17 protein-coding genes are annotated in these 20267 nt (G+C 62.9%); 15 read left to right on the top strand and 2 right to left on the bottom strand.

Features of this window, described 5'->3' with window-relative positions; genetic code table 11:
* Positions 1-2: 2 nt before the first annotated feature.
* The 15 genes from AB3G88_RS19445 to yegS all read left to right on the top strand — a co-directional run bounded on the left by AB3G88_RS19445 (position 3) and on the right by yegS (position 18668).
* Positions 3-1142: a protein-glutamate methylesterase/protein-glutamine glutaminase gene (locus tag AB3G88_RS19445; protein WP_480451247.1), complete on the top strand. Its 1140-nt coding sequence runs from the start codon at positions 3-5 to the stop codon at positions 1140-1142.
* Complete coding sequence (locus AB3G88_RS19440; protein WP_099584141.1) at positions 1142-1882, top strand: flagellar motor protein; 741 nt, start codon at positions 1142-1144, stop codon at positions 1880-1882. The genes AB3G88_RS19445 and AB3G88_RS19440 overlap by 1 nt, the downstream gene beginning before the upstream one ends.
* A gap of 31 nt (positions 1883-1913) precedes the next feature.
* Positions 1914-2801 (top strand): flagellar motor protein MotD, encoded by an 888-nt coding sequence (gene motD, locus AB3G88_RS19435; protein WP_099584142.1) that lies wholly within the window; start codon positions 1914-1916, stop codon positions 2799-2801.
* A gap of 50 nt (positions 2802-2851) precedes the next feature.
* Positions 2852-3640, top strand: coding sequence for a ParA family protein (locus tag AB3G88_RS19430; RefSeq protein ID WP_090399980.1), 789 nt, complete (start codon positions 2852-2854; stop codon positions 3638-3640).
* Entirely contained in the window at positions 3640-4440 is an 801-nt protein-coding gene (locus AB3G88_RS19425; RefSeq protein WP_099584143.1) for a CheW domain-containing protein, read from the top strand. Before AB3G88_RS19430 ends, AB3G88_RS19425 begins: the two co-directional genes overlap by 1 nt.
* 80 nt (positions 4441-4520) lie before the next feature.
* On the top strand, positions 4521-5003 hold the full coding sequence (locus AB3G88_RS19420; RefSeq protein WP_099584165.1) for a chemotaxis protein CheW: 483 nt from the start codon (positions 4521-4523) through the stop codon (positions 5001-5003).
* Positions 5004-5396, top strand: coding sequence for a DUF2802 domain-containing protein (locus AB3G88_RS19415; RefSeq protein ID WP_099584144.1), 393 nt, complete (start codon positions 5004-5006; stop codon positions 5394-5396).
* A gap of 188 nt (positions 5397-5584) precedes the next feature.
* Positions 5585-7330, top strand: coding sequence for a ShlB/FhaC/HecB family hemolysin secretion/activation protein (locus AB3G88_RS19410; protein ID WP_244643504.1), 1746 nt, complete (start codon positions 5585-5587; stop codon positions 7328-7330).
* Positions 7331-7341: 11 nt separating this feature from the next.
* On the top strand, positions 7342-7863 hold the full coding sequence (locus AB3G88_RS19405; RefSeq protein WP_099584145.1) for a toxin-activating lysine-acyltransferase: 522 nt from the start codon (positions 7342-7344) through the stop codon (positions 7861-7863).
* Positions 7864-7887: 24 nt separating this feature from the next.
* Positions 7888-15666: a hemagglutinin repeat-containing protein gene (locus AB3G88_RS19400; RefSeq protein WP_480451243.1), complete on the top strand. Its 7779-nt coding sequence runs from the start codon at positions 7888-7890 to the stop codon at positions 15664-15666.
* Positions 15667-15676: 10 nt separating this feature from the next.
* A complete protein-coding gene (locus AB3G88_RS19395) occupies positions 15677-15988 on the top strand; it encodes a hypothetical protein (RefSeq protein ID WP_112196363.1) in 312 nt (103 codons plus the stop codon).
* Between the two features lie 428 nt (positions 15989-16416).
* A complete protein-coding gene (locus tag AB3G88_RS19390; protein ID WP_480451240.1) occupies positions 16417-16728 on the top strand; it encodes a hypothetical protein in 312 nt (103 codons plus the stop codon).
* Between the two features lie 24 nt (positions 16729-16752).
* Positions 16753-17079 (top strand): hypothetical protein, encoded by a 327-nt coding sequence (locus AB3G88_RS19385; protein WP_099584149.1) that lies wholly within the window; start codon positions 16753-16755, stop codon positions 17077-17079.
* Between the two features lie 33 nt (positions 17080-17112).
* Positions 17113-17658 carry a hypothetical protein gene (locus AB3G88_RS19380; protein ID WP_099584150.1) on the top strand — a complete coding sequence of 182 codons (546 nt, stop codon included), beginning with the start codon at positions 17113-17115 and terminating at the stop codon, positions 17656-17658.
* 92 nt (positions 17659-17750) lie between these two features.
* Positions 17751-18668 (top strand): lipid kinase YegS, encoded by a 918-nt coding sequence (gene yegS / locus AB3G88_RS19375; RefSeq protein ID WP_099584151.1) that lies wholly within the window; start codon positions 17751-17753, stop codon positions 18666-18668.
* Here yegS and AB3G88_RS19370 read toward each other — a convergent pair.
* Together AB3G88_RS19370 and AB3G88_RS19365 are read right to left on the bottom strand one after the other, a co-directional pair.
* Positions 18627-19286, bottom strand: coding sequence for a response regulator transcription factor (locus tag AB3G88_RS19370; protein ID WP_099584152.1), 660 nt, complete (start codon positions 19284-19286; stop codon positions 18627-18629). The two genes, yegS and AB3G88_RS19370, sit on opposite strands and share 42 nt — an antisense overlap.
* Positions 19283-20176: a sensor histidine kinase gene (locus AB3G88_RS19365; RefSeq protein WP_099584153.1), complete on the bottom strand. Its 894-nt coding sequence runs from the start codon at positions 20174-20176 to the stop codon at positions 19283-19285. The genes AB3G88_RS19370 and AB3G88_RS19365 overlap by 4 nt, the downstream gene beginning before the upstream one ends.
* Positions 20177-20267 lie beyond the last annotated feature (91 nt).

Raw genomic sequence — 20267 nt, 5'->3', positions numbered from 1 at the left:
TTATGGCAGTCAAGGTCCTGGTGGTGGACGATTCGGGTTTCTTCCGCCGCCGCGTCTCGGAAATTCTTTCCGCCGATCCAAGCATCCAGGTGGTCGGTACGGCCACCAACGGCAAAGAGGCGATTGATCAAGCCATTGCGCTGAAGCCGGACGTGATCACCATGGACTACGAGATGCCGATGATGGATGGCATTACGGCAGTCCGGCACATCATGCAACGCTGCCCGACCCCGGTATTGATGTTCTCCTCGCTGACCCATGAAGGCGCCCGAGTGACCCTCGATGCGCTGGATGCCGGTGCGGTGGACTTCCTGCCGAAGAATTTCGAAGACATCTCGCGCAACCCCGAGAAGGTCAAGCAAATGCTGTGCGAGAAAGTCCACAGCATTTCCCGCAGTAACCGTCGCAGCCTGTTCAGCGCGCCTACGCCAGCGCCTGCCCCGGTAGCGCCTGCGGCTGCACCTACCAGTTCCTCGTTCAGTCGCCCGGCGCCTGCCCCGGTTGCCCGGCCCGCGCCGCCGCCGGTACGCACCTCGGCACCGACGGCTGGGCATTCCCATTCGCCAGCGCCCAAGCGCAAGGCCTACAAACTCGTTGCCATCGGTACGTCTACCGGCGGCCCAGTGGCCTTGCAGCGCGTACTGACCCAACTGCCGGCCAACTTCCCGGCGCCGATCGTGTTGATCCAGCACATGCCGGCGGCGTTTACCAAAGCCTTTGCCGAGCGTCTGGACAAGCTGTGCCGCATCAGCGTCAAGGAAGCCGAGGATGGCGACATCCTGCGTCCGGGCCTGGCGTTGCTGGCCCCGGGCGGCAAGCAGATGATGGTCGACGGCCGTGGCGCAATCAAAATCCTGCCGGGTGACGAGCGCCTCAACTACAAGCCGTGCGTGGACATTACCTTCGGTTCTGCAGCCAAGTCCTACGGCGACAAAGTTCTGGCGGTAGTGCTTACCGGCATGGGCGCCGACGGCCGTGAAGGCGCGCGTCTGCTCAAGCAGGGCGGCAGCGCGATCTGGGCCCAGGACGAAGCCAGCTGCGTGATCTATGGCATGCCGATGGCCATCGTCAAGGCTGACCTGGCCGACGCCGTGTACAGCCTGGACGACATCGGCAAGCATCTGGTGGAGGCCTGCCTCTGATGGATGTGTTGAGCCTGATCGGCATCACCATGGCGTTTGTCGCCATTATCGGCGGCAACTACCTCGAAGGTGGTCACCTCGGCGCGCTGGCCAACGGCCCGGCGGCGCTGATCGTGATCGGCGGCACTGTGGGCGCTGCGTTGTTGCAGTCACCGATGAGTTCGTTCAAGCGTGCGATGCAGATCGTGGTCTGGATTATTTTCCCGCCACGTGTCGACTTGGCCGGTGGCATCGACCGGGTGGTCAACTGGAGCCTCACCGCACGCAAGGAAGGCCTGCTGGGCCTGGAAGGCGTGGCGGATGCCGAACCCGACAGCTACTCGCGCAAAGGCCTGCAATTGCTGGTCGACGGCGCCGAGCCGGAAGCGATCCGCAGCATCCTTGAAGTGGATTTCTACACCCAGGAAAGCCGCGACATCAACGCCGCCAAAGTTTTTGAAAGCATGGGCGGCTACGCGCCGACCATCGGCATCATCGGCGCAGTCATGGGCCTGATCCACGTGATGGGCAACCTGGCCGATCCTTCCCAATTGGGCAGCGGTATTGCGGTGGCGTTCGTCGCGACTATCTATGGTGTGGCCAGTGCCAACCTGGTGCTGTTGCCGGTGGCGAGCAAGCTCAAGTCGATTGCCATGCGCCAATCCCGTTACCGCGAGATGTTGCTCGAAGGCATCCTGTCGATTGCCGAGGGCGAGAACCCGCGCTCCATCGAATTGAAGCTCCAGGGCTTCATGGATTGATGGGGATGCTTTCTGTAGAGGTGAGCTGCCAATGAGCCGTCGCCGTCGCGAGCCTGAAGAACACGTCAACCACGAACGCTGGCTGGTGTCCTACGCGGACTTCATCACCTTGCTGTTCGCGTTCTTCGTGGTGATGTATTCCATCTCGTCGATCAACGAAGGCAAGTACAAGGTCATTTCCCAGGCGTTGATCGGCGTGTTCAACGATGCCGACCGCTCGCTCAAGCCGATCCCAATTGGTGAGGAACGGCCCAAGAGCGTGACCCCGGCCAAGCCGCTGGTCAACGACAGCGACGAAACCGCTGCCGGCGTGGGCGGTACCAGCGACCCGCTGAAAAGCATTGCCGATGACATCAGCGCCGCGTTCGGCGACCTGATCAGCTCCAACCAGATGACGGTGCGCGGCAATGAGTTGTGGGTGGAGATCGAGCTCAATTCCAGCCTGTTGTTCGCCAGCGCCGATGCGTTGCCCAGCGATCAGGCGTTCACCATCATCGACAAGGTGGCGGCGATCCTCAAACCGTTTGAAAACCCGGTCCACGTCGAAGGCTTTACCGACAACGTGCCGATCAGCACCGCGCAGTACCCGACCAACTGGGAACTGTCCTCGGCCCGTGCCGCCAGCATCGTACGTATGCTCGCGATGCAGGGCGTGAACCCCGGACGCCTGGCGTCGGTAGGCTATGGCGAGTTCCAGCCGGTGGCCAATAACGCCACGCTCGAAGGCCGTGCGCGCAACCGTCGGGTGGTGTTGGTCGTTTCACGCAACCTGGATGTGCGCCGCAGCCTGACCGGCACCGGCACTGCCAATGCAACACCGGACGCGGCCTTGAAGCGTGCTGGCACACAAACTGCACCGGCCCCTGCAAAGCCGCCGGTTCGGCAGAGTGCCGTCAATTCTCCGTCACCGGCTCAATAACCTATGCAATGTCTCGGTCGCGCGTGTGTCCACCGGGAGGAATCATCCGAATGAGAGTCTGGGCAGTTGCCAATCAAAAAGGTGGGGTCGGCAAGACCACCACCTCCATCGCTTTAGCCGGCTTGCTGGCCGAGGCGGGCAAGCGTGTGGTCGTGGTCGACCTCGACCCCCATGGCTCGATGACCAGCTATTTCGGTTACGACCCGGACGCGCTGGAGCACAGCAACTACGACCTGTTCCTGCACAAGGGCAATGTGCCGAGCGACTTGCCCGGCCAATTGCTGCTGCCGACCAGTAACGAGAGCATTTCCCTGCTGCCGTCCAGCACCGCGTTGGCCACCCTTGAGCGCCAATCGCCGGGGCAGAGCGGCCTCGGCCTGGTGATCGCCAAGACCCTGGCGCAACTGTGGCAGGACTTCGATTACGCGATCATCGACAGCCCGCCGTTGCTCGGTGTGCTGATGGTCAACGCGTTGGCGGCCAGCCAGCAACTGGTGATCCCGGTGCAGACCGAGCACCTGGCGGTCAAGGGCCTGGAACGCATGGTCAGCACCCTGGCAATGATCAACCGCTCGCGCAAGCAGGCGCTGCCGTACAGCATCGTGCCGACCTTGTTCGACCGTCGGACCCAGGCCTCGCTGGGCACCTTGCGCGTATTGCGTGACGCCTACCCGGAGACCATCTGGAACGGCTACATCCCCGTGGACACGCGCCTGCGTGACGCCAGCCGTGCCGGGCTGACGCCGTCGCAGTTCGACGGCAAGAGCCGTGGGGTGCTGGCCTACCGCGCATTGCTCAAGCACCTGCTGTCCCAGCAGCTTGTCGCGCAGGTGGCCTGATGAATCGTCCTGTCCAACTCAAGACCCGGCCGCAACTGGCACTGGAATCCTACCTGGATGCCTTGCTGCAGGAAGCGACCGGGGAAGAACTGCCGGAACCGATCCTGGTGCTGGAGCCTGCGGTAGAAGAACCGTCGGCGAGTATTCTGGATGAGTTCCAGTTGGCCGTATTGGAAGAGCAGGCGCGTGACGCGTATACCGCGCCGGTGATCGTGCCGGTCGCCGTGCCGGTGGCCATGCCTGTCGCGCCGGTGGTGGTCGAACCGGTTGTGGAAGTGCATATGCCACCGAGCATTACGCCGCCACCCGTAAGCGGTGATGATCGTCCGGCCTGGGCGGCCGAGCCGTTCGAATGCCTGCTGTTCGACGTCGCCGGGTTGACCCTCGCGGTGCCGCTGGTGTGCCTGGGTTCAATCTATTCCCTGGAAGGCCAGGAATTGACCCCGCTGTTCGGGCAACCGGAGTGGTTCCTCGGGATCCTGCCGAGCCAGGCCGGTAACCTCAAGGTCCTGGACACCGCACGCTGGGTGATGCCCGACCGCTACCGCGATGACTTCCGCCAGGGTTTGCAATATGTAATCTCGGTGCAGGGCTACGAATGGGGGCTGGCCGTGCATCAAGTCAGCCGCTCGTTGCGCCTGGACCCGAACGAAATCAAATGGCGCAGTCACCGGGGCCAGCGGCCTTGGCTGGCCGGCACCGTGATCGAACACATGTGCGCGTTGCTCGACGTCGCCGAACTGGCCGAGTTGATCGCCAGCGGTGCCGTCAAGTCGATGCCCGTAAACATACGCAGTTGATTGAACAATAAGGGCCGCGCGCGAGTGCGGCCAACGAAGCACACACGCCGTACGCAACGGCATTTGAAGGGGTCATGAGTATGAGCAGTAATCCAAGTAAGAGCACTACAGACGATCCGATCCTGCAATGGGTTACCTTCAAGCTGGACAACGAAACCTACGGCATTAACGTGATGCGCGTGCAGGAAGTGCTGCGCTACACCGAGATCGCCCCGGTTCCAGGTGCGCCAAGCTACGTGCTGGGCATCATCAACCTGCGCGGCAACGTGGTGACGGTAATCGACACCCGCCAGCGTTTCGGTCTCGATGCGACCGAGATCAGCGACAACACGCGTATCGTCATCATCGAAGCCGACAAGCAAGTGGTCGGGATCATGGTCGACAGCGTCGCCGAAGTGGTTTACCTGCGCCAATCGGAAGTGGAAACCGCGCCGAACGTGGGTAACGAGGAATCGGCCAAGTTCATCCAGGGCGTGTGCAACAAGAACAACGAACTGCTGATTCTGGTTGAGCTGGACAAGATGATGAGCGAAGAAGAGTGGTCGGATCTGGAGAACATCTGATTGTTTTTTGAAGCCTTGGTGATTGTCCTGGCCCTGCTGTGGGCCGGGACGCTGGCGTTTTTGCTGCGCTACGTGCGTCAGCAGCGCGAATTGGCGATGCAGCAGGCCGAGCGCGATGCAGTGCGTGACCGGCGCATCCTGGAATTGGTCAGACGGGTTGATCACTTCCAGCAAAGTGCGGTGAAGGTCGGGGATGAGGTGCATGAACTGCGCGCCATCCTCGCGCCGTTGCCGGACAAGCTGGCGCAGATCGAACAGCGCGACCCGGCGAGCCTGTCGTTTGCCCAGGCGGCGAAGCTGGTGGGCATGGGCGCGACGGTGGATGAGCTGACCCAGTCCTGCGGCTTGACCCAGGCTGAAGCGCAATTGATGAGTAAATTGCACAAAAGCTGAGGATGGGTTCACGCCTGCCAATACCGCTCTGACCCTTGAGTTAGAGCGGTGCAGTGTGAAAGTTGGGGCGGCCGGGAATGGCTGTTTTTGCGAAATGTGTCACAGTGCCATCTTTTATCGGGGCACTTTTGTGTCGTTGTGGTGACAAAGCCTGCGCATGTAGGAAGTTTCACTCACAAGGATGCGAAATGTCTGTCGTCGCTGTACCTAGAACAAAACCATCAGTGTTGCTGCAGTCCTGCATTTCCACCTGTACTGCGGTTGGTTTGCTGGTCAGCGTGGCTGCGTCGGCGGCCGAGCCGCAGGCACCGGCCCAGCAATTGATCCAGCAGCAACAGCGCGAGCGTGCACAACGCGAGCAGTTGGAGCCGTCGCCCGACGTGCGCCTGCAAGCGCCTCAAGATACCGATGCCAGCCTGCGCCTGCCGCGCGATGAAGCGCCGTGCTTCAAGATCGACCGCGTGGTCCTCAGCGGCGACCAGGCCGAAGATTTCCAGTGGGCCCTGCGTGCCGCCAACCCGTCCGATGATCCCGTGCAGGGCCGTTGCGTCGGCGCGCGCGGGATCAACCTGACCATGAAGCGCATCCAGAATGCGATCATCGCCAAAGGCTTTATCACCACCCGCGTGCTGGCCCAGGCCCAGGACTTGAACCAGGGCACCCTGTCGCTGGTAGTGGTGCCCGGTCGGATCAAACACATCCGTTTTGCCGCCGGCACCTCCGCCCGTGCCCACTACTGGAATGCGATGCCCGCGTCCGATGGCGATGTGCTGAACCTGCGCGACATCGAACAGGCGCTGGAAAATTTCAAGCGCGTGCCCACTGCCGAAGCCGACGTGCAGATCACCCCCGCTGAAGGCGCCGATGCGCAGCCGGGCGAAAGCGATGTGGTGATCGCCTGGAAGCAGGCCGTGCCGGTACGGGTCAGCCTGTCGGTGGACGACTCCGGCAGCAAGCAGACCGGCAAGTACCAGGGCAACGTCGCGCTTTCGCTGGACAACGTGGCGACTCTCAACGACCTGTTCTATATCAGCTTCAACCATGACCTGGGCGGCGGCGAAAGCGGCGACCGTGGGTCCAAGGGCCACACCATTCACTATTCGGTGCCCTACGACTATTGGCAGTTGAGCCTGACGTCCAGCGAGTACGACTACCACCAGACTATCGCCGGGGTGAACCAGGCGTATTCCTACAGCGGCCGCAGCCGGACCAATGAGGTGCAGCTGTCGCGGGTGATCTATCGCGATGCGGTGCGCAAGACCACCGTGTCCTTCGGCGGTTGGAGCCGTACGTCCAGCAACTACATCGAAGACACCGAAATCGAATTTCAGCGCCGGCGCATGGCCGGTTGGCAGGCGGGGATCAATCACCGTGAGTTCATCGGTGCGAACACCCTCGACCTCGGCGTCGGCTATCGCCGTGGCACCGGTGCACGGGATGCCTTGCGCGCGCCCGAGGAAGAAAACGGCGAAGGCACGTCGCGCTCGCAGATCATTTCTGCCAACGCACAATTGCAGGTGCCGTTCAGCGTCGGCCAGCAGAAGCTGCGTTACATCGGCGGCTGGCGTGGGCAATGGAACCGCACGCCGCTGATCCCCCAGGACCGCTTTTCGATCGGCGGGCGCTACACCGTGCGCGGGTTTGATGGCGAGCAGATTCTGTCTGCCGAACGCGGCTGGACCTTCAGCAATGACCTCGGCCTGAGCCTGGGCAACACCGGCCAGGAACTCTATGTGGGCGTGGATTACGGTCAGGTTGGCGGGCATTCCACCGAGTACCTGCTGGGTCGCCGCCTGGCCGGTGCAGTGGTGGGCCTGCGCGGCGGCTACAAGCAGTTTTCCTATGACATCTATACCGGCAAACCCCTGGAAAAACCCAAGGGTTTCCAGACCGCCGACGTGACCAGTGGCTTCAGCGCCAACTGGTCATTTTGAAGGAGGCCAGCATGTCCGACGACACCCTCGAAGTGCTCGCGCCCACGGCGCCTGACAGCCCCATCGACGAAGCCCAGGTGCTGGGTTCGGCGGTGTGGTTGTGGATGCACTCGGCGGCGCATCGCGATGCGCCGTTGCACAGCCTGTCGACCCTGTTGTTGCCGGCGATCAAGCTCCGCCAGTTCATCCTGATCAGCGAAGCGGGGCGCCCGGTGTTTTTCCTGTCGTGGCTCAACCTCAGTGCCGAGGCCGAGGCGCGTTATCTGCGCGAGCCGGCCGTCTGCCTGCCCGCCGCAGACTGGGACAGCGGCGACCGCCTGTGGATCAACGACTGGGTCGCGCCGTTCGGGCATACGCGACGGGTCAGCGGCCTGTTGCGACGGCGGCTGTGGCCTGGACGGATCTTCCGTTCGTTGTACCACCGAGGCGATGAGCGCGGACTGCGCGTCATGAATTTCCAGGGGATCGCCGTCCTGGACCTGGAGGCGCAAGCCTGGTTTGCCACTCACCCGTTACCCAGTGACGCGCTCTGATCAGCCACCGCGCAAAGGATCTGCATGAATAAGCATCTGTATCGAATTGTCTTCAACCAGGCTCGCGGCCTGCTGATGGTGGTGGCCGAAAACGTCAAGAGCGTGTGCAAGGCCCCCGGCACTTCCGGCGCCGTGGCGCGTCCGGGTACGGCGGTTGCCACGCTGACGCCGCTGCGGTTTGCGCTGATGCTGGGCATGGGCTGGGTCGCGCTGGTGGCGCCGGTGCAGGCCCAAGTGGTGGTCGATGGCTCCGCACCCGCGGGCCAGCGCCCGACCATCGGTGCCGCCGGCAACGGCACCACGGTGGTGGACATCACCCGGCCGAGCGGCGCGGGCGTGTCGCGCAACACCTACACCCAGTTCGACGTGGACAAGCGCGGGGTGATCCTCAACAACGGCGTGACCAACAGCCAGACGCAGCTGGGCGGCTGGATCGAAGGCAACCGCAACCTGGTCAACGGCAGCGCACGGGTGATTCTCAACGAGGTCAACTCGAACAATCCCAGTCAGTTGCGCGGCTTTGTCGAAGTGGGCGGCTCCAAGGCGCAGGTGGTCATTGCCAACCCGTCGGGCATCACCTGTGAGGGCTGCGGGTTTATCAACGCCGACCGTGCGACCCTGACCACCGGCCGCGCACAGTTCGAGAACGGCCTGATCAGCGGCTACCAAGTCTCGGGCGGCAAGGTCAGCATCGGCGGCGAAGGTATGGACGCCAGCCGTGCCGACTACACCGAAATCATCGCGCGCACCGTCGAGGTGAACGCGGGTATCTGGTCCAAAGACTTGACCATCAAGGCCGGCACCACCGGCGCGGCGCCGACCGACACACCCACCGTCGGCATCGACGTGGCGCAGTTGGGCGGCATGTACGCCGGCAAGATCACCCTGGTCGGCAACGGCGCAGGCGTCGGTGTGCGCAACGCCGGGCAGATCGGTTCCAGTGCCGGTGAAGTAGTGATCGGCAGCGACGGCCGTATCGAAAACCACGGCCAGATCAGCAGCGCCACGGACTTGACCGTCCGCGCCGACAAGGGCATCGACAACGACGGCACGCTGTACGCCCAGGGCAACCTGGACGCGCACACCGCTGGCGACATCGACAACCGTGGCATCGTGTCCGCCCAGGGCAATGCCGCGCTGACCGCCACCGGCGCTAATTCGGCGATTCGCAGCCACGCAGGTTCCGCATTGGCCGCAGGCGTGGACAGCGCCGGCAAGCTCGGCAGCAGCGGTTCGCTGACGCTGACCTCGGCCGGCACCCTGAGCGCCAAGGGCCAGAACCTCGCCGCGCAGACCCTCAAGGCCAGCGCCGCGCACGTCGACCTGAGTGACAGCCAGACGTCCGCCCAGACCGTCGAGTTGACCAGCACCGTCGGCAACCTCGACCTGCGTCGCAGCCGCGTCACCGCCAGCCGGACCCTCACGGCCGACGCCAATCAGAGCCTGCTCAGCGATGCCGCACAGGTCGGCGCGGCACAGATCAGCGTGACCGCGCTGGACTTGTCCAACGTCGCCGGCAAGTGGGTGCAGACCGGCAGCACCGGTATGCAGATGACCGTCGCGCGCAGCCTCGACAACAGTGGCGGTACGCTTTCCAGCGGCGGCGCCCTCGGCGTCAGCGCCGACACCCTGAACAACGCCGGCGGCCTGGTGCAGTCGGGCGGCCTTGGCGACCTGGCCGTCAGCGCGCGCCAGCACCTGAACAATCAGAACGGCAAGCTGGTCACCGCTGCAAAACTGACCCTTGACGGCGGCACCCTCGACAACAGCAGCGGGCAGATCACCGCCGGCGGTGCGCTGGGGATCAAGGCCGCGCAGTTGAACAACGCCAACGGCACCGTCGCCGCCACGCAAACCCTGACGGTCAAGACCGACAGCCTGTTGAACCAGGGCGGCACCCTTGGTTCGGTGGCGGCCGACCTGATCGTCAACAGCGACACCGGCGTGCTCAACAACCGTGGCGGGCGTCTGGAGGCGGCCAAGGCGCTGACTCTCAACGCCTTCGGCCTGAACAACCAGAGTGGCGTGATCACCGGCGCGCAACTGCTGCTCGATACCCATGGCCAGCAGCTCGATAACAGCGCAGGCACCGTCAACGCCAGCGATACGCTGGGCGTCGACAGCGGCGCGTTGATCAACGACGGCGGCATCATGCAGGCCAAGTCGGACCTGAGCGTGGATACCCACGGCCAACAGCTGAGCAACCGCAATTCCGGCAGTACCGGCGGCATCCTCGGCCAGCGCGACGTCACGGTGCGCGCCGGTCAGGTGTTCAACGACCAGGGCTTTATCGGCAGCGCGCGCACCCTGGACATCAACGCCCAGCAACTGAGCAACCAGGCGGGCCTGTTGCGCGCCGACGGGCATCTGTTGCTGACCGCCGCGAGCGTGGACAACAGCGCGACCCAGGGCGCGAACCAGGGCATCAAGGGCCAGAGCGTCGACCTGGACACCGATACGCTGACCAACCGCGTCGGCTCAATCGTGTCCGACACCACGCTGAACCTCAAGGGCAGCGGCAGCGTGGACAACGACGCGGGCATCCTCTCGGCGGGCAGCGTGCTGACCCTGGCCGATCGCAACCCGGCGCAGAAAAGCCTGGCCATCAATAACGGCGCGGGCACCCTGATTGCGGGCCAGTCGGTGCTGATCGACAGCGCCAGCTACAGCGGCGCCGGCAGGGTCCAGAGCCTGGGCGACCTGACTTTTCGACTGACCCAGCATCTCATCAACAGCGGCCTGGTGCAGAGCAACGGCGACCTGTCGCTGCAGATCGGCGGCACTCTGAGCAACCAGGGCGCGGTGCAGTCCGGCGCACTGGTGCGCGTGGATGCCGGCGCCATCGACAACGGCGCCAGCGGCGTGATCAGTGGGCGGCGCGCGCAGGTCAACGCGGTCAACCAGTTCGACAACCGTGGCGTAGTCGATGGCGAGAGCACTCGCCTCAGCGCCGCGACCCTGAACAACCTCGGCACCGGGCGCCTCTACGGTGATCATTTGTCGATCAGCGCCGGCACCCTCAACAACACCCTCGAAGGCGCCACGGCGGCGACCATCGCGGCACGCAACCGCCTGGATATCGGCGCGCAAGTCATCAACAACCGTGAACACGGGCTGATCTTCAGCGCCGGCGATACGGTGATCGGCGGCTTGCTCGACGCCAACGACCAGGCCAGTGGCCAGGCACAGGTGCTGAACAATGCGAGCGCCACCGTCGAAGCGCTGGGTCATCTGAGCGTCAACGCCAGGCAGATCAACAACACCAACGAACACTTCGCCACCCAGCGCGTGCTGGTGTCCAATCAGGTACTGCAGGAGTTCCTGCTGTCGGGCTCGACCAACCGTTACACGCCGGACCAGATCTCGCTGTACAACGACGAGGTGCTGCACCTCGTCACGCCGGAAAGCTCCGGTACGCGCTGGAACCGCTATGACTACACGCGCAGCGTCACCGAGACGCAGATTGTCAGCTCCGACCCGGCGCAGATGCTCGCCGGTGGCAACCTCAACTTGATCGCCGACCAGGTGCTCAACGACAAGAGTCGGATCATCGCCGGCCAGGCGTTGAATGCCAGCGGCGTCGGCAGCGTGATCAATACCGAGTTGAATGGCGAGCGCATCACCACCGACAGCGGCACGCTGAGCAACTTCTATCGTATTCAGCGCAAAGGCCGCGACCGTCAGGGCCGTGGCATCACTGCGTACACGCCGGCACCGTTGATTCAGCAGATCTCACTCAAACCCTCGGTGTACACCGAGTACGCGGCCATCAACGGCAGCGGCACCCAGGTCGGCGCGCTGGTGCTGGCCAACGTTACCGACAGCACGGCGGGCACCGGTGCGCTGGCGGGCGCTGGCCGCACCCACGCCGTGAGCCCGATCAGCGAAGTGAAGGCGCTGACCCAATTGGACGCGGCAGGCGCGGTGGAGCAGATCCGCACCGGCGGTTTCAACCCCGACCTGCCTAACAGCAGCCTGTTCCAGACCAACCCGAACAGCACCGCCAGCTACCTGGTGGAGACCGATCCGCGCTTTGCCAACTATCGCAAGTGGTTGTCTTCGGACTACATGCTTGGGCGCCTGAACCTGGACCCGGCTGCCACGCAACAGCGCCTCGGTGACGGTTTCTACGAACAGAAGCTGATCCGTGAGCAAATCGCGCAACTCACCGGCCGGCGCTTTCTCGACGGCTACGCCAGTGATGAGGAACAGTATCGCGGCATGATCGACAGCGCCGTGACCCTGGCGGGTCAGTGGAAGCTGATCCCCGGCGTCGCCCTGACTGCCGAGCAGATGGCGCAGCTGACCAGCGACATCGTCTGGCTGGTGTCCAGGGACGTGACGCTGGCCAGCGGTGAAGTCCGCCAGGTGCTGGTGCCGCAGGTCTATGTGCGGGTTCGCGAAGGCGATCTGGATGGCTCCGGCGCACTGATGGCCGGGCGCACCTTGAACCTTGATGTGCGCGGTGATCTGGTGAACTCCGGCAGTCTGTCCGGGCGCGATGGCGTGAACATCAGTGTGCAGAACCTCGACAACCTCGGCGGGCGCATCCAGGGCAATAACGTGGCCCTGAGCGCCAGCCAGGACATCAACAACATCGGTGGCCTGATCAGCGCCAACAGCCGGCTGGCCCTGAGCGCCGGCAACGACATCAATGTGCGTTCGGTCACCACCGACAGCGAGAGCGCGCAGGGCACCCGCACCGGCCTGTCGCGCGTGGCGGGGCTGTATGTGTCGGCACCGGCGGCGAGCCTGATTGCCACTGCCGGCAACGATATCAACCTGCAAGCGGCGCAAGTCAGCAATACCGGCGCCGGCGGCAAGACGTCGCTGGTGGCGGGCAACGATATCAGCCTGACCACCGTGAAAGAGTCCTACACCCAGGCCAACCAATGGGATGGCGACAACTGGCGCAAGGAAGCCGGGCGCAATGAAGTCGGCAGTTCGGTGCAGGCCAACGGCGACATCCGCGTGGGCGCCGGGCGTGACGTGCAGGTGCGCGGGGCGCTGGTCAACAGCGACGCGGGGGCTGTGGCCGTGAGTGCGGTGCGCGATATCAACGTCGAGGCTGGCGAGCGCTTCAACAGCGCCGATGAAGCGCACAAGGTCAAGGGCAGCAACGGGATGTTTTCGAGCAAGACCACCACGACTCGCGACACGGTCAGCCAGACCACCGCCCAGGCCTCGACCTTCAGCGGCGAGCAGGCGGTGATGCAGGCCGGCAACAACATCACGGTCACCGGCAGCAACGTGGTGTCCACCTCGGGCACGGTGCTGGCGGCGGGCAATGACATCAAGGTGTTGGCGGCCACCGAGCAGCTTGACGAAAAACACATGAAGGATGTGAAGACCAGCGGCATGTTCAGCGGCGGCGCGATCGCCGTCACCGTTGGTTCCAAGCAACAGACCAACAAGGACAGCGGTCAGCAGACCACGGCGGCCGCGAGCAACATTGGCGCAACCGACGGCAACGTGCTGATCAGCGCCGGCGGCGAGTACCGTCAGGTGGGCAGCAATGTGAACGCGCCCAATGGTGATGTGTCGATCGAGGCGTCCGAGGTCAATATCCTCGAAGCGCGCAACCTCAGTGCGCAGCAGCAGGAGCAGCGCTTCAAGCAGACCGGCGTGAGCCTGACCCTGACCAACCCGATTGTGAGTGCGGTACAAACCGCCCAGCGCATGAACAAAGCCGCCGAGCGTACCGACGACAAACGCATGAAGACCCTGGCGGCGCTGAGTACCGCGTGGTCCGCCAACGACGCCCATACTCAGGTCATGGCCGACCCGGCGGCGGCGGGCGGCATCAACCTGAGCATTGCCCTGGGCATGAACAAGAGCGAGAGCAAAAGCGAGCAGACCAGCAACACGGCGGCCGCTTCGACGGTCGCCGCCGGAGGGGATGTGACGATCGTGTCCTCGGGCGGCACGCGCAACAACGACCTGACCGTGCAGGGCAGTGAGATCACGGCGGGCAACAATGCGTTGTTGAAAGCCGACGGCAATATCCTGCTGGCGGGCGCGCAGAACACCATCGAGCAACACAGCACCAACAAAAGCGTGAATGGCAGCCTGGGCATCGGCATCTCGTTTGGCAGCGAGAAGAACGGCCTGAGCTTCAACGCGTCCGCCTCCCAGAGCCGTGGCAATGCCGATGGCAATGACCTGGTGTGGAGCAACACCCACGTGACGGCCGGCAAACAGGCCAGTCTGATTTCCGGCAAGGACACCACGCTGCGAGGTGCGGTGGTATCGGGCGAGACCGTCAAGGCCGACATTGGCGGCAACCTGAATGTCGAGAGCCTGCAGGACACCAGTACCTTCGCGTCCGAGCAGAAGAGCATGAGCGCCGGGATCAGCATCTGCATCCCGCCGGTGTGTGCCGGTGCGGCGACCGCCAGCTTCAGTTCCACCAACGCCAAGCAGAAGTCCAACTTTGCCAGCGTGATCGAGCAATCGGGCATCCGGGCCGGCGATGGTGGTTTCGACATCAACGTGCGCGGCAATACCGACCTCAAGGGCGGCGTGATCGCCAGTTCCGACAAGGCCATTGCCGACGGCAAAAACAGCCTGACCACCGGCACGCTGACCGTGTCCGACATCCACAACGTGTCCGAAGCCAGCGCCAAGACCTCAGGCGTCGACCTGAGCTCGGACATGCTCGACGGCAAACTGGGCACGGCCAAGGCGCTGCTCGCCAACAGCCTCAACAACGGCTCGGACTCCGATTCCGAATCCAGCGACACCCGCAGCGCGATCAGCGCCGGCACATTGGTGATCACCAACGCCGAGCGCCAGCGTGTGGTTGGCGGCATGACGGTCGACCAGACAATTGCCAACCTCAACCGCAACACCGAGGCTGCCCACGTCGCCGTGGGACGCTTGGATGTGGCGGAAATGGGGCGCAAGGTCGAGGCCGAGCAGGAGATCAAACGTGAGTTCTATCATCAGGTTTCGTTGTTGGCGGATGAGGCGTATCGCAAGATCTTTATCGAGAAGGCGCGGGTGTATGAGGTCTTGAAGGACAAGGATGGCAAGGCGATTGTTGATCCAGACGGCACAGTTCACCGTCGCGAACTGAGCGACGAAGAGAAACAGAACCTCAAGAAAGGGCCTGACGGCAAAGTGCATATCGCCAACAATGGCATTTTCAACGATATCGATGGTGCGGCCAAATACGCCGAGCAGCACAGTTCGGCCGATACCGGGCCGCAATACTTGATCCACTTCGAGAAGGCGAACAACTTCACTTCCGAGTTGATGATCGCGGCTTATCAGAAGAATCTGGAGAATGATTTCTGGGGGTTGTCCAATGCAGCTGTGCAAACCAAGGAGTACATGACGCAGTTTGGCCAGAGCGGGTTGCACATCGATGGTCACAGCCGGGGCACTTTGACTACTGGCAGTGCCATGGAGTCGCTGGCCCGTGATCCGGCCAACGCAGGCATCCTCGGCAAAACGTCGATGAACTTCTTCGGTGCTGCCTACGGTGTGCAGAAGGCCGACTCGTTGTTGGGCGTCTTGCAGAATCGTTCAGGGTTGGACTCCGAGTCACAGCGTGAGGCGATGGAACTGCGCTACCAGAATCACTATCTCGATCCGGTTGCGCGCTTGCCGCTCGTGGGGTTCAACGCCGCTACAGGCGGTACGGTCCCGGACGGCAGCGTTCGTCTATGGGAGTGGCTGAAAGTGCTTGGCGGCGATAAGACAGCGCACAACTGCTACGGCAACGGGGGGGATGCCTGCAAGCCTTTCTGGGGTGATTCAACCGACGGCATGCCACACTTCAAGCGCGCCGGAGAATAAGGAGGACGTTATGTTGAGAAGTTGCCTGCTGTTGAGTATTGGCGCTCTGTTACTGACCGGCTGCACGGGTAGGGGCTTTCAACCACCGCCGCCGGAATTCACCAATTGGAAAAAAAGCGGGGTCTCGCAAGCAGGCGTCAAGAGTGCTATGACCGCTTGCGGCTATACCAACCTGACAGGGACGGGGGACAAGACGCCGATTGACCAGGTACTCAAACGGTTTTATTGCATGAAAGACGCCGGTTTCAAGCGTACGGACAACATTGACTTGTGCAAGGAAGGCCGTATCGGCGAATCGCCGGTGTGTGAAGGCCGCCGCTGATCCATCAACTAAAAGGGCGTAGTGAATGAACGATCTACGCAAACCATGAGGAAGATCGCAGTGTTCAGGAAGAGCCTGCTGTTGAGTGTTTGCGCTGTGTTATTGATCAGTTGCACGGGTAGGGGCTTCCAACCACCGCCCCCGGATTTTACCTATTGGCAAAAGAGCGGGGTCTCTGTCGATGGCGTCAAGAACAGCATGCTCGCGTGCGGGTACGAGAATGTGGCGGGCACGGGCGGCGGCTCAATTGATGAGAGGCTCAGGAGCTTCTATTGCATGAAAGATGCGGGCTTCACACGCAAAGATAACTTGGACCTATGCAAGCTTGGCCGCGTTGGCGAATCACCGGTGTGTGAAGGTCGCCGCTGATCCATCACTAAAAGGTCGTAGGGAATGAACGATCTGCGCAAACCCTTAGGAAGAACACGATGTTCAGGAAGAGCCTGCTGCTGAGTGTTTACGCGGTGTTATTGATCGGCTGCACGGGCAGGGGCTTTCAACCGCCGCCTGGGGATTACACCCAATGGAAAAAAAGCGGCGTTTCGCAACAAGGGGTCGACGATGCCATGCGTGCCTGCGGGTATATCAATCTTGATGGCGCGGGAGACACGTCGCCGATCGATGTGGTCCTGACGCGCTTCTACTGCATGAAAGATGCAGGCTTCACACGCAAAGATAACTTGGACCTATGCAAGCTTGGCCGTATCGGCGAATCACCGGTGTGCGAAGGCCGCCGGTAATCCATTACTGAAAGGAAGCAGGGAATGAACGAGCTACGCAATGGACTGTACGGCGTCGCGCTGGCATTGGTGGCGGCAGGGTTGGGTGGTTGTGCCTCGTCGATGACGGTCACCGGCGAGCCAGGGGTGAAAATGGGCCAGAGCTATGCCCAGGTGCTCGCGGTGGTCAGCCGCAACAACGCCGTGACCAAGCGGGTCGAGGGCGAAGGCTTTCGGGCTGAGGGTTACTCGCCGATGTTCAAGGACTGCCGTATCAAGTACTTCATCTTCCAGGGCGCCGATGGCTTGCAGATGGTGAAGTACGAGCCGGCGCCGCAGCTGTCGGTCAACCAGAATTGCCGCCAGCCGTAAGCGGCTCTTTTTTCCTTTGCGAGTTGATTGCCGATGAATGTTTTACGTGGGGTTCCCGTGGTGTTGCTGGTGCTGCTGACGGGCTGCGGCCAGGTGGCGAACATCCGCTCGCTGTCCACCGGCTACGTCGCCCCGACGTCCGGCGAAACCGCTCGCGTGCGGTTGATCACCGACGGTCTGGTGCGCGCAGTACCGGGGCGTGATTGCCTGGATTGGAATGTGCCGGGCGCCGGGGTGATGGCGTCGACGAAGGCGGGCTTCCCCGATCACAACGGCGAAAGCCTGGGCATGCCAGGGCCGATTTACTCGTGGGACGCTGCCGTGTCGTCCGAGCTGGTGGTGCCGGCGAACACGCCGATCGCGTTTCATTACCTGGGGAAATTGCAGTATTCCCGGCAATGCTCCAGCACAATGACCTTCGTGCCTCGGCCGGGGATGGACTACATGGTGCAGGCGTCCATCTATGCAAGCTGTTCGTTCCAGCTGCACGAACTGCCGGCGGGCGCTAAGCAATGGGTTGCGGTGGAGCCTGCGCCCAGGGGCAAGGTGTCGATGTGCAACGCGATGGATAATTTCTAGCAGGCCAATTATTTTTCGGCCTGAATGACTTTTTCCTACTCCTCAAAGGTCAACATCCTTCAAGCACCATTGAACCCAGGAGTACGCCCCCCATGACCACCCCCAAGGCATTGTTGATCCTCCACGGCAAGCAAGCCCTCAACGAGGACGTGCGCGCGGCGGTGCTGGCCCGGCGCGAGCAGGGTTGGGAGTTGGCGGTGCGGGTGACGTGGGAGGGCGGTGACGCTCAACGGCTGGTCAAGGAGGCCCTGGACGTTGGGTATACCCATATCATTGCCGGCGGCGGCGACGGCACCTTGCGTGACGTGGCCGAAGCCATGGCCCAGGCCAAGAGCGACGCCAGCCTGGTGCTGATGCCATTGGGCACCGCCAATGATTTTGCCAAGGCCGCCGGCGTGCCGTTGGAGCCGGCCCAGGCCCTGGCGTTGCTGGATGTGCCGCCCAGGGCAATCGACTTGGGCCGTGTCGGCGGGCAGATTTTCCTGAACATGGCCACTGGCGGCTTCGGCAGCCAGGTCACGGCCAATACCTCCGAAGACCTGAAGAAAGTCCTCGGCGGCGCGGCTTATCTGTTCACCGGCCTGACGCGCTTCAGCGAGTTGAAGGCCGCCTATGGCGAGCTGGAAGGCCCGGACTTCCACTGGAAGGGCGAGCTGCTGGCGCTGGGCATCGGCAACGGTCGCCAGGCGGGCGGGGGGCATGTGCTGTGCCCTGGCGCATTGGCCGATGACGGCTTGCTCGACGTCAGCATTCTGCCGGCGCCCCAGGAAGTGGTCGGCACGCTGCTCAATCTGATGAGCGACGGCGGGCTCGACAATATGTTCGTGCGGGCGCGCCTGCCGTGGGTCAACATCAAGGTGGCGCAGGGCTTGTACATCAACCTTGATGGCGAGCCGCTGGAAGGGGACGACCTGCGTTTCGAAGCGCTGCCCAAGGCGCTTCGCGTGCATTTACCGGTGGGTTCGCCCCTAGTCGTCCAGGCTGATGATCTGCTCGCGCACGGCAAATAATACGAGCCCCGCCACGTCGAATATCTGCAGGCGCTTCATGATCTGCGACCGGTGCGCTTCCACGGTCTTGATGCTCAGGCCCAGGCCGTGGGCGATCTCGCGGGTGGATTTGCCGCGCACGATCAGACGCAGGATTTCCAGTTGGCGAGCCGTGAGGTTATGGCTGTGACCAGCGGGTGTGACTGACCCCTGGCTGCGCACCAGCGCCTGGTTGATCACCGTGTGGGCGATCGCCGGGCTCAGGTAACGCTCGTTGTTGCGCAGGGCTTGCAGCGCGTGTTCCAGCTCATTGGCGGTGGTGTCCTTGAGCAGATAGCCGTGGGCGCCGGCCTCCAGCGCGCACATGATCAGCTCCGGGTCGGTGTGCATCGACAGGATCAACACCTTGCTCTTGGGGTGCGCACGCTTGAGTTGCTGCAAGGCGTCCAGGCCGCCGGTGTGCTTCATCGACAGGTCCAGCAGCACGATGTCCGGCAGCAGCGTATTGAATTGCTCCAGCAACTGCGCGCCATCGCTGGCTTCGCCCGTCACGGTGTAGCCGGGAATATCCTGGATCAGTGCACGTACGCCGGCCCGGATCAGGGCATGGTCGTCCACCAGCAGTAATGTGCAGCTCACTCGATAACCTTAGGGGCGCTGGCCCGTTCGAGGGCGCGGGGCGCCCAGGGGAAGAGCGCGTCGATGCGTGTTCCGTTGCCTGGCTGGCTGCTCACGGATAATGAACCGCCAAGCTGATCGATCCGCTCGGACATGCCCGCCATGCCTCGCTGGCCTTCCAGGCTGGGGTTGATGGCGGGCGAAAAGCCCTGGCCGTCATCGCAGATGGTCAGCGACAGTCCCTCGGGCAGGCGTTGCAGGCGTACCAGCAGGTTGCGCGCCTGGGCGTGGCGCAGCATGTTGGTGACGGCTTCCTGGGTGATGCGAAAAGCCGCCACGGCCATTTCTTCCGGGATGCCGGTCAGCCGTTGCTGGCATTCCAGGCTCCAATGCACCGGGGTGTTTTCCAGGGTCTTGAGCAGGTGCGCGCGCAGGCTGGCTTCCAGGCCCAGGCTGGCGAGCTGGCGAGGGTTGAGGATGGCGGACACGTCGCGCACCTTGGCCAGGGTCTCGTTCAAGGTGTTGCACAGGACGTTGCACTGGGTTTGCAGCTCATCCGGCAGGCGGCGTTTGAGCCATTCGCTTTGCAGCTTGGCGGCGGTCAACAGTTGACCGATATCGTCATGCAATTCGCGGCTGAGGCGGTGGCGTTCGTTTTCCTGCACTTGCAGCAGGCGATCGGCCAATTCCTGGGGCTGGAACTTGATGGATTTGCGCGAGTACCACTGTTGCACGCCCACCACCAACACAGTGGCCAGGTTGAACAGCAGGATCATCAGCGGCAACGGTGCCGAGTGGGAATAAGCCCACAGGCTCAGCAGCAGCGAGCCAAGGCAGAGGGTGAGGATCAAACGGCGTGCATTGCTGCGGGACGCGGACCTTGCGATGAATGTCTTGAGGCTGGCATGCATAGCGGATGTAGCCAATGAAGGTTCGCTGCGGGAAGACCGGTCGACGCTGACCGGACGCTGTTTGGAATACGTGATTGAATCGTTTTCAAAG

This window comes from Pseudomonas arvensis (genome assembly GCF_056688935.1).
This window is presented reverse-complemented; position numbering and strand designations above follow the sequence as displayed.